Genomic DNA, 9339 nt, shown 5'->3' with positions numbered 1-9339 from the left:
GACGCTGTCTTCGCCGGTGGTGGTGCCGCCGGTGGATCCGGTGCCCGTGCCGGTGCCGGGGGTGCCGGCGTCGGTGGTGATGTCGGAGCCGTCGGTGGTGGAGTCGCCGATGCCGGAGATGCCGTTGCCGCCGATGGTGACGGGGAGGGTGACGACCGGGTTGACCTGGTTGCCGCCTGCGACGCCGTCCTCACCGGTGGTCGAACCACCCGTGGTGCCGGTGCCGGTGCCCGTGGTGCCGGTGCCGGTGCCGGCGTCGGTCGTGACGTCGGAGCCGTCGGTGGTGGAGTCTCCGATGACGGAGATGCCGTTGCCGCCGATGGTCACGGGGAGCGTGACGACCGGGGCGACCTGGTTGCCGCCTGCGACGCTGTCCTCGCCGGTGGTGGTGCCGCCGGTGGATCCGGTGCCCGTGCCCGTGCCGGTGACGGCGTCGGTCGTGACCGCGGAGCCGTCGGTCTCGGAGTCGCCGATCACGCTGATGGCGTTGCCGCCGATCGTGACCGGGGCGCTCACGTCGATCGGGAGCTGGTTGCCCCCGGCGACGCCGTCCTCACCGGACGTGCTGCCGGTGGCGGGAGAGCCCGACCCGGTGGTCGTGCCGTTCTCGGAACCGGACGAGCTCGAGTCGCCGATCACGGAGATGCCGTTGCCGCCGATCGTGACGGGAGCGTCGATGTCGATCGGGAGCTGGTTGCCCCCGGCGACGCCGTCCTCACCGGACGTCGAACCGCCGGCGCTGCCGGCGCCCGCCCCGGTGTCCGTGCCGGTGCCCGCGGTGTTCTCGGATCCGGTGGACTCGGAGTCGCCGATCACGCTGATGCCGTTGCCGCCGATCGTGATCGGGACGTTGACATCGATCAGACCCTGGTTGCCGCCGAGGAGCGAGTCGCTGCCGTCGGTGGTCGGAGCCGGCGCCTCGGGCTGAGCCGGAGCCGGAGCCGGGGCCGGGGCCGGAGCCGGCTCCGACGGGTTCGGCACGATGACCGGGCCGGGCTCGAACACGGGCTCAGCCGGTGCGGGCTCCGGTGCGGGTGCCTCCTCGACCGGCGCCTCCACCACGGGGGCGGCCGGCTCGGGGGCAGGTGCCGCGGGTGCGACGGAGCTGCCGTCGGACGAGCTGTCTCCGATGAGGGAGATGCCGTTGCCGCCGATGTCGATCGGGAGGTCGATCTGGATCAGGGCCTGGTTGCCGGATGCCACGCCGTCGGAGCCGTCGGTGCCGGCTGCGTTCGCGACTCCCGCACCGACGGCGCAGAGGCCACCGGTGATGAGGACTGTCAGCAGCCCTCTCGAGACGTACTTGTTCATGAGGATGTTCTCCAAACTGGTGAGTAGGTGTGCGCCGAAGGCCCGCGGAGATCGCGGGGGCGCGAGGGTCCGTCTCCCTGCCGCCACGACCGGAGAGCGGTCGGGGCAGGGGCGGAACCTACTCAGTCAGGAGAGGTGTCGGTGTCGTGCACCGGCGACGACGGGAGGTCGTCGTCGGCGGCGATACCGGAGAGGATGACGCTCACCACGGGCCCGAGGCCCGCAGCGGAGAACTCGGCACCCACGGGGGAGCCCGCGCCCGACGCACCGGCACTGCCGGCACCCGAGGACGACGACGGCAGCGGCACGACGTCGCCACCGGGCCCGCCGGGCGAGAACGGCGAACCGCCGCCACCGGGGGTCGAACGGACTCCGGTGGCCCCCGGCGCGGCCGCAGCGGAAGCCGCCGCGGGAGCACCGAGGGACGTTGCAGGGAGGGTCGACGCGGAGGTCGAGAAGAGCGCAGGAGACGCGGCAAGCGCCGCTCCGCCAGCCGCCGGAGCGGCGACGCCGGAGCCGCTTGTGAGGCCTGCCGGGAGGGCGGAGAAACCGGGGAGGTCGACGTCGACGCCGAGGCCGGATCCGTCGTCGCCGGGGGCTCCGGGAACGGTCGGGATGCCCGGGAATCCGGGGATCAGGCCGCCATCGCCGGGAGCGTCCACGACCGGTGCGACGACCCCGTCGACCGCCGGGAGGACAGCGCCGGCGACACCCTCGAGCGCTCCGTCGACGGTGCCCGCGACCGGAGCTGTGACGGTGCCCACGGGCGCCGATCCGACGACCTCGGGCACGACCGGCAGGGCCGTGACGACCCCGTCGACGGCCTCGGCGACCGGCGTCACGACCGAGGCGACCGGCGCGGCTTCCACCACGTCGGAGACGGCCTGGGTGACCTCGGGGACGACCTGCACGACCTCGGCCACAGGGGCCGCGACCGGCTCAGGAAGTGCCTCGACGACCGGCTCCGCGACCGGGGTCACCACGTTCTCGGTGACGCCCGACACGACCTGGTCGACGACGTCGGTGACCGACCCCAGCGCGGGGTCAAGAGACGAGACCGTCGAACCGACGCCCTCGAGCACCCCGCCGAGCAGCGGATCGCCCTCGGCGGCGGAAGCGGACGACCCACCGAAGACGGCACCCGCCACCAGGAGCCCGGCGGCGACGCCGACAGCTCCGAGGCCGATGCGCAGGAAACGGCCCGAGCGCGTGCGAGCGGGTTCGATCTGGTCGGAATTCGTCGTCGCGTCCACGGGGCGTCACCTCCTTCTCCGGATAGTTACGCCCACACCACTCCTCGACAGCTGTCGCGTCAAGGCCCGTGCCGCCACGTTCCGCGGCGCTTCCGTATTCTCTAGGTAGTTCTCTCAGTAGTTAGCATTCGCGCGCATGGAAGTGGCACGCCGCGTCGGAGGCGTCGATCGGCATGATCCGGAGACGAAAAAAGAGGAGCCGCCCCGAAGGGCGACTCCTCTTATAAAGGATGCGACTACGCGATCAGGTAGTCGTGCAGCGACTCGTCACGCAGCATGCCGAGCGCACGGCGCTGGATCTGACGGGCACGCTCGCGCGAGACCCCGAGCACGTCGCCGATCTGGTCGAACGACATGGGGTCCTCACCGTCGAGGCCGAACCGCATGCACACCACGCGCGCCTCGCGAGGAGGCAGGGTGGCGAGCGCCACCGACAGGTCGTGGTGCTGCAGCGATGCGGCGGCGGCGTCGAAGGGCTGGGCCTGCGTCGTGTCCTCGATCAGGTCGCCGAGCTCTGCGTCGTCGTCTCCGACGGGCGTGTGGATCGACACCGTGTCGCGACCGTGGCGGATGAGCTCCTGCACCTTCTGCGGCGGCAGATCGACGGCGGCGGCGACCTCCTCGATCGTGGCCTCGCGGCCGAGCTCGATCATGAGCCGACGCTGCATGCGGGTGATCGACGAGATCTTCTCCGAGGTGTGCACGGGGATGCGGATGATGCGGCCGCTGTCGGCGAGAGCGCGGTTGATGGACTGCTTGATCCACCAGGATCCGTAGGTCGAGAACTTGAAGCCGGCCTGGTAGTCGAACTTCTCGACCGCACGCACGAGGCCGATGTTGCCCTCCTGGATGAGGTCGAGGAAGGGCAGCCCGCGCTCGAGGTAGCGCTTGGCGATGGAGACGACGAGGCGGAGGTTGGCCTGGATGAGCTGGCGCTTGGCGGCCTGGCCGTCGCGGGCGAGCCACTGCAGCTCGCGCTTGAGGGTCGCGTCCATGAGGGGGGTCTCCGACAGCTTCGCGTCGGCGAGCACGCCCACCTCGATGCGGCGGCCGAGGTCGACCTCGTCCTCAGCGGTGAGCAGGGGGGTGCGACCGATCTGGCGGAGGTAGTCCTTCACCGGGTCCTCGGAGGCACCGCGGATGTCGGTCAGACGCGCCTGGGGCTCGGCGTCGTCGATCTCAGGGGCTGTCGTGACTGCTGCGCGTGACATGTCATCTCCGTATCTACATCGAATGCTGCACTGGTGTGGAACTGCTCGACTATCCCGGTCGTATCGGCAGGTTAGCCTCGCAACCCTTGTCCCCCCTAATGGGGTAGCGGGGGGTTGACAAGGGACGCCTCGACCCACTAGTACCTAGTTCGTCTAACATCTTGTCAGTCTTACTCCTTCGATTTCAAGACATTCTTCGAGGAGATTTCCCGCGGAATCCCGCGGATAGACTGGGTTCGGGGAACAACGGACGGCAGGACGAATGAGCGACAGGATCACGCGGGTCGCCCGCGGGCTCGTCGCCGCGACGGTCGCCGTCTTCGTCGCGGCCTTCTCCCATGTCGTCGCCGGGGGCGGCGCGCCAGGGGCACCGGGCTTCGCCCTCGCCGCCGCCTTCGCGGTGCTCGTGTGCATCGCGCTCGCGGGTCGACGGCTCCGGATGCTCACCCTCGCGACGTCGATCGTCAGCAGCCAGCTCGTCTTCCACCTGCTGTTCGAGGTGGGTGGGGGAGCGGCCTCGATGGCACCGGCGGCCGGTGCGCACACAGGTCACGCTGCCCATACGGGGCACGCGGGCCTCGACGGCTACGGCGGGCTCGCCGCTCAGCTGGGCGCGACGGCGACGGATGCGTCGGGTGCGGCCGGCCACGGGCATCCGTCGTTCTGGATGTGGGTCTCGCACGCCGTCGCCGCGGTCGTGACGATCGTCGCGCTCCGCCGGGGCGAGCAGGCTGTCACGCGCATCCGTGAGCTCGGCCGCACCGCGCCCGGCACACCCGGCATCGGGCTCCTCCGCCCCGGCCGCGCCCTCGCTCGCGCCTTCGCCGCGGTGATCGACTTCGCCCGTGTCGCCGGGCTCGCCCAGACCCCCGCCCGCCCGGCCGGCCTCGTGCGGCCGGTCGTGGCCGCGACCCCGGACCTCCTCCGAGACCTGCTGGTGGTAGCGGGGACCCTCCGCCACCGCGGTCCGCCGCGCTCGACGCGCGCGCTCCTCGCCCACCCCGCCTGACCGGCCGGATCCTCCGCCCTGGTCGTCGAGGGGTGCGCCGCGCGCTCCCGCTCGACCGCGCACGGCGACCGTCGTGCGACGACCAGATCTCGAAGGACCCATCATGACCAAGCAATCCCGCGCGCGCCTCGGAACCGTCGGCGCCGCATCCGCTCTTCTCACCGCCGCCGTCGTGCTGGCGGCGCCCCTCGCCGCGAGCGCGCACGTGCGCGTCGACCCGGCGACCGCCGTCGTCGGCGGCTACACCACCCTCACCTTCAAGGTGCCCAACGAGTCGGAGACCGCGAGCACGAACCGCATCGAGGTCGACCTGCCCACCGACACCCCGTTCACGAGCGTGAGCTACCAGCCCGTGCCCGGCTGGAGCGCCGAGGTGATCGAGGGAGCCCTGCCCGAGCCGATCACGGTCGGCGAGGCGACGCTCACCCGCGCACCGCTCTCGGTGGTGTGGACCGCCGACGACGGGGTGGGGATCGTGGACGGGCAGTTCCAGGAGTTCCCGATCTCGGTCGGGCCCGTGCCCGACACCGACCAGGTACTGCTGCCGGCGCACCAGGGCTACACCGACGGCTCGGTCGTGGACTGGGTGGATGCCCCGCTCGAGTCGGGCGAGGAGCCGGAGCACCCGGCGCCCGTGCTCGTGATCGATCAGAACGCGGATGCCTCGGCCGGCCACGGCGCGCACGGCGGAGGCGCGGATGCGGCGGGCGACACGGCCAGCAGCGGGGACGACGGCAGCGCGACAGCGGCCGGGGCCTCTGAGGGACCCGACCCCCTCTCGCTCGGGCTCGGGATCGGCGGGTTCGGGCTCGGTGCGATCGCGCTCGTGGTGGCGGTCGTCGCACTTCTCCGCCGCCCCGCTGCCGAGAAGGCAAGCGTGAAGGCGAACGCGTGACCGCGCTGCGACGCGCACTGGCCGGCGTGACCGCCGCGACCGTCGCCGCGGGGGGCCTCCTCCTCGGCGGGGTCGTCGGGGCCGGCAGCGCCTCGGCCCACGACTACCTCGTGTCGACCTCGCCGGCCGCCGACTCGACCGTCACGGAGCCGCTCACGCAGGTGGTGCTCGGGTTCAACGAACCGCCGCTGACCGACTTCGCCTCGGCGATCGCCATCGAGGTGCGGGATGCCGCGGGCGCGAACATCGTGACCGATCCGGTCTCGATCGTCGACAGCACCCTCACGGTGTCGGTGGCGCCGACGGCCCAGGGCGCCTACACGGTGCTTTGGCAGACGGTGTCCTCCGACGGCCACCCGGTGTCGGGGGAGTACGGGTTCACCTACGCCGGGCCCGTGGCGGCGCCCGCGCCCACGACCGCGCCCGCCACTGCGCCCGCCACTGAGCCGGGTGGCGGCACGTCGGCACCCACGCCGGCGGCGTCTGCGGAACCCGGTGATCCGGTGACGCCGTCGCCCGACGCATCCGGAACCGCCGCCGAGGGCGGCGACTCCGGAGCCCTCGTCTGGGTCGGGCTCGGAGGCGCACTGCTCGTGCTGGTGGTCGCCGGTGTCGTGGTCGCCCTCGTGATCAGGAGCCGCAGGGCGGCCTGACCCACGGCAGACACCGGAGCGCCATCGTTCGACCCGCGTGGTCGGGCGGTGGCGCTCCCGCGCTGTCGGGCGCGGTCTCGGGCCGGCTCAGCGTGTGCGGGCGGGCGCGCTCGCCGCATCCGCGTTCGTGCGCACGGGGATGAGCAGCAGCAGCCCCACGAGGAGCACGAGCACGATGCCGAGGATGCCCCAGTACTGCACGTTCACCCCCGGGCCGGCGATCGCGGCGCCGATGCCGATGAAGAGCGTGAACATGGCCGGCGAGAGGAACGTGGCCGCCTTGCCGGTGGTGGCGTAGAGGCCGAAGATCTCGCCGTCGCGCCCCTCGGGGATGCGCCGGGCGAGGAACGAGCGGCTCGCCGACTGCGCGGGGCCGACGAACGCGCAGAGCGCGAGGCCGAAGATCCAGAAGACCGTCTGCCCGCCGTCGTGCAGGAAGAACACGGCCGATCCGCAGACGACGAGCCCCACGAGGGCCGTGACGATCACGGGCTTGGCGCCGAACCGGTCGTCGAGGAGGCCCACCACGATGGTCGAGGCCCCCGCCACGATGTTGGCGGCGATGGCGAAGATGATGACCTGGCCCGAGGAGAAGCCGAACGATCCGGCCGCGAGGACCCCGCCGAAGGTGAACACGCCCGTGAGGCCGTCACGGAAGACGGCGCTCGCGAGCAGGAAGTAGACCGTCTGGCGGCTCTCACGGTAGAGCGTGCGGATGTCACGGAACAGGATGCGGTACGACTCGATGAAGCCCACCCGCTTGGCGGCCGGCGCCGGGTGCTCGAGCGTGCCCGCGGCCTTCGGCGAGCTGTACTCGGGCACCGAGAGCAGCACGGGCAGAGCGAAGACCCCGAACCAGATGGCGGAGACGAGCACCGTGACGCGGATCGGGTAGCCGTCGGTGTCGGGCACGCCGAACAGGGCGCTGCCGCCGATCGGCTCGATGAACCCGAAGTAGACGAACAGCAGCAGCACGATGCCGCCGACGTAGCCCATGCCCCAGCCGAAGCCCGAGACCTTGCCGATGGTCGCGCGGGTCGAGACCTGGCGGATCATGGCGTTGTAGTTGACGCCCGCGAACTCGAAGAACACGGTGCTGACGGCCAGCAGCAGGAGGCCGAGCCACAGGTAGGAGGGGTCGGGCGCCACGAAGAACATCAGCGCCGAGAGCAGCACCACGATGTAGGTGTTGATGCCGAGCCAGAGCTTGCGCCGGCCGCGCCGATCGGAGCGCTGGCCCGTGACGGGTGCGAGCAGGGCCACGAGCACGCCCGCGATGGTCATGGCGATGCCGAGCTGGGCCGACACCGCGGTCTCGCCGCCGAACGCGTCGCTCGTGAGGTAGACCGTGAAGACGAAGGTGGTGATGACGGCATTGAAGGAGGCCGATCCCCAGTCCCACAGCCCCCAGGCCAGCACGTGACTCCGCTTGGGTGCCGGGCCCTCCGCGGCACCGGCAGGGGCGGGGGTGGAGGGGGTGGACGTGCCGTCGGTCATGGAGTCACAGTAATGCCGGGCGGTGAACATTCGGGGTCATAGGGACTCCATAGTCCGGTCGAAGCGTGCGCACGGATCCGCCGGATGGGATGGGGTCATGACCTCGAAGACCTTCCGCCGCCGCACCGGCGTCATCGCGTGCCTCTCCGCCTTCACCCTCGCGAGCGCGCTCGTCGTGGGAACCGCCGCCTACGCCGTGGGGCAGTCGGAGGCGACCGCCTCCTCCTCCGCCTCTGCGGCGTCGCCCGCTGCGGCCTCCGCCTCTGGCGCCGTGTCCCTCCGCCCGCACTCGCGGGCGCCGCTGGATCCGTACGCCTACTACTCGCTCGATCCCTACTCGCAGGGGTCCACGGCATCCGGAACCGCCACGACCGACGCCGTGGCCGCGAGCGCCGAGCAGACCGCCGGGGTCGTGACGATCGTCTCGGATCTCGCCTACCAGGGCGCGCAGTCGGCCGGCACCGGCATCGTGCTCACGAGCGACGGGCTCATCCTGACCAACAACCACGTGATCGAGGGCTCGACGGGCATCGAGGTGACGGATGAGCTCACCGGCGCCGTCTACAGCGCCACCGTGGTGGGCACCGACGCCACGCACGACATCGCGGTGCTGCAGCTCGACGGCGCGAGCGGACTCGAGACGGCCGTGCTCGCGAGCGCGGGCGACGGCGACGCGGCGGCCGTGGCCGTGGGAGACACCGTCACCGCAGTCGGCAACGCCCAGGGCACGGGTGACCTCGTGGCCGCCACCGGCACCGTGACCGCGCTCGAGCAGTCGATCACCATGCAGAGCGAGACCGGAGCCGAGGGGGAGAGCCTCACCGGGCTCATCCAGGTCGACGCCGACATCGTCTCGGGCGACTCGGGCGGACCGCTCGTGAACACGGCCGGTGAGGTCGTGGGCATCGACACGGCCGCGTCGTCGGGCACCGCCGACATCACGGGGTTCGCTATCCCGATCGACGACGCGCTCGACATCGTGGCGCAGATCGACGCGGGTGCCGACACGGAGTTCATCGAGATCGGATACCCGGGCTTCCTCGGGGTCGGGATCGGCGCGAGCAGTGCAGCAGGCGGCGCCGTCGTGGCCGGGGTCTACGAGGGCACTCCGGCCGAGGCGGCCGGCCTCGCCGCCGGCGACGTCATCACCGCGGTCGACGGTGTGCCGGTCTCGAGTGCCGCCGAGCTCACCGCGAACCTGGGAACGCGGGAGCCCGGAGAGACGGTGACGCTGGAGTGGACGACGGCCGCCGGGGCGGCCGCATCCGCCGCGGTGACGCTGATCGCGGGGCCAGCGGCCTGACTCAAGTTGAGTCGCCGAGACTCAACTTTTGCTGTGAGAACTTGACGCCGACCCGGGGTCGTGGAAAACTTGAGGTCACAAGGCTCAGGTCTTGGAAAGACTTCAACAGGCTCAGCGTCAACAGACTCAGGCTTCAACAGGCTCAGGCAACGCAACAGAAGGAGACAGCCACTATGGCTCGTGCAGTAGGCATCGACCTCGGAACCA

At 71.5% G+C, this 9339-nt stretch carries 8 protein-coding genes; 4 read left to right on the top strand and 4 right to left on the bottom strand.

The annotated features are described in order from the left end of the window. The 3 genes from Q0D57_RS18190 to Q0D57_RS18180 all read right to left on the bottom strand — a co-directional run. The coding region (locus tag Q0D57_RS18190; RefSeq protein WP_291046739.1) for a chaplin family protein at nt 1–1311 on the bottom strand (1311 nt) is incomplete at its 3' end. 122 nt (nt 1312–1433) lie between these two features. After that, nucleotides 1434–2564, bottom strand: coding sequence for a hypothetical protein (locus Q0D57_RS18185; RefSeq protein WP_291046738.1), 1131 nt, complete (start codon nt 2562–2564; stop codon nt 1434–1436). Between the two features lie 236 nt (nt 2565–2800). After that, entirely contained in the window at nt 2801–3775 is a 975-nt protein-coding gene (locus Q0D57_RS18180; protein ID WP_291046736.1) for a sigma-70 family RNA polymerase sigma factor, read from the bottom strand. A 262-nt stretch (nt 3776–4037) separates the two neighbouring features. Between Q0D57_RS18180 and Q0D57_RS18175 the strand changes: the two genes are divergently transcribed. The 3 genes from Q0D57_RS18175 to Q0D57_RS18165 all read left to right on the top strand — a co-directional run bounded on the left by Q0D57_RS18175 (nt 4038) and on the right by Q0D57_RS18165 (nt 6332). After that, nucleotides 4038–4784: a hypothetical protein gene (locus Q0D57_RS18175; protein WP_291046734.1), complete on the top strand. Its 747-nt coding sequence runs from the start codon at nt 4038–4040 to the stop codon at nt 4782–4784. Nucleotides 4785–4887: 103 nt separating this feature from the next. Further along, a complete protein-coding gene (locus tag Q0D57_RS18170; RefSeq protein ID WP_291046732.1) occupies nt 4888–5679 on the top strand; it encodes a YcnI family protein in 792 nt (263 codons plus the stop codon). Further along, nucleotides 5676–6332: a copper resistance CopC family protein gene (locus Q0D57_RS18165; protein WP_291046731.1), complete on the top strand. Its 657-nt coding sequence runs from the start codon at nt 5676–5678 to the stop codon at nt 6330–6332. The genes Q0D57_RS18170 and Q0D57_RS18165 overlap by 4 nt, the downstream gene beginning before the upstream one ends. An 87-nt stretch (nt 6333–6419) precedes the next feature. On the opposite strand, the gene Q0D57_RS18160 is transcribed toward Q0D57_RS18165, so the two are convergent. Then, the gene (locus Q0D57_RS18160; protein ID WP_291046729.1) at nt 6420–7829 is read right to left on the bottom strand and encodes an MFS transporter; all 1410 of its coding nucleotides are present in this window, start codon (nt 7827–7829) and stop codon (nt 6420–6422) included. A gap of 97 nt (nt 7830–7926) precedes the next feature. On the opposite strand from Q0D57_RS18160, the gene Q0D57_RS18155 reads away from it, so the two are divergent. Then, the gene (locus Q0D57_RS18155; RefSeq protein ID WP_291046728.1) at nt 7927–9132 is read left to right on the top strand and encodes a trypsin-like peptidase domain-containing protein; all 1206 of its coding nucleotides are present in this window, start codon (nt 7927–7929) and stop codon (nt 9130–9132) included. Nucleotides 9133–9339: the final 207 nt, after the last annotated feature.

Source organism: Herbiconiux sp. (assembly GCF_023264895.1).
Classification (GTDB): domain Bacteria; phylum Actinomycetota; class Actinomycetes; order Actinomycetales; family Microbacteriaceae; genus Herbiconiux.
Note: the sequence above shows the minus strand (reverse complement) of the source record. Positions and strands in the feature narration are given on the sequence as shown.

Excerpts from the sequence above, each read along its gene's own strand:
- Q0D57_RS18155 (WP_291046728.1), top strand. The coding sequence starts at position 7,927 with ATGACCTCGAAGACCTTCCGCCGCCGCACCGGCGTCATCGCGTGCCTC.
- Q0D57_RS18160 (WP_291046729.1), bottom strand. The coding sequence starts at position 7,829 with ATGACCGACGGCACGTCCACCCCCTCCACCCCCGCCCCTGCCGGTGCC.
- Q0D57_RS18180 (WP_291046736.1), bottom strand. The coding sequence starts at position 3,775 with ATGTCACGCGCAGCAGTCACGACAGCCCCTGAGATCGACGACGCCGAG.
- Q0D57_RS18175 (WP_291046734.1), top strand. The coding sequence starts at position 4,038 with ATGAGCGACAGGATCACGCGGGTCGCCCGCGGGCTCGTCGCCGCGACG.
- Q0D57_RS18170 (WP_291046732.1), top strand. The coding sequence starts at position 4,888 with ATGACCAAGCAATCCCGCGCGCGCCTCGGAACCGTCGGCGCCGCATCC.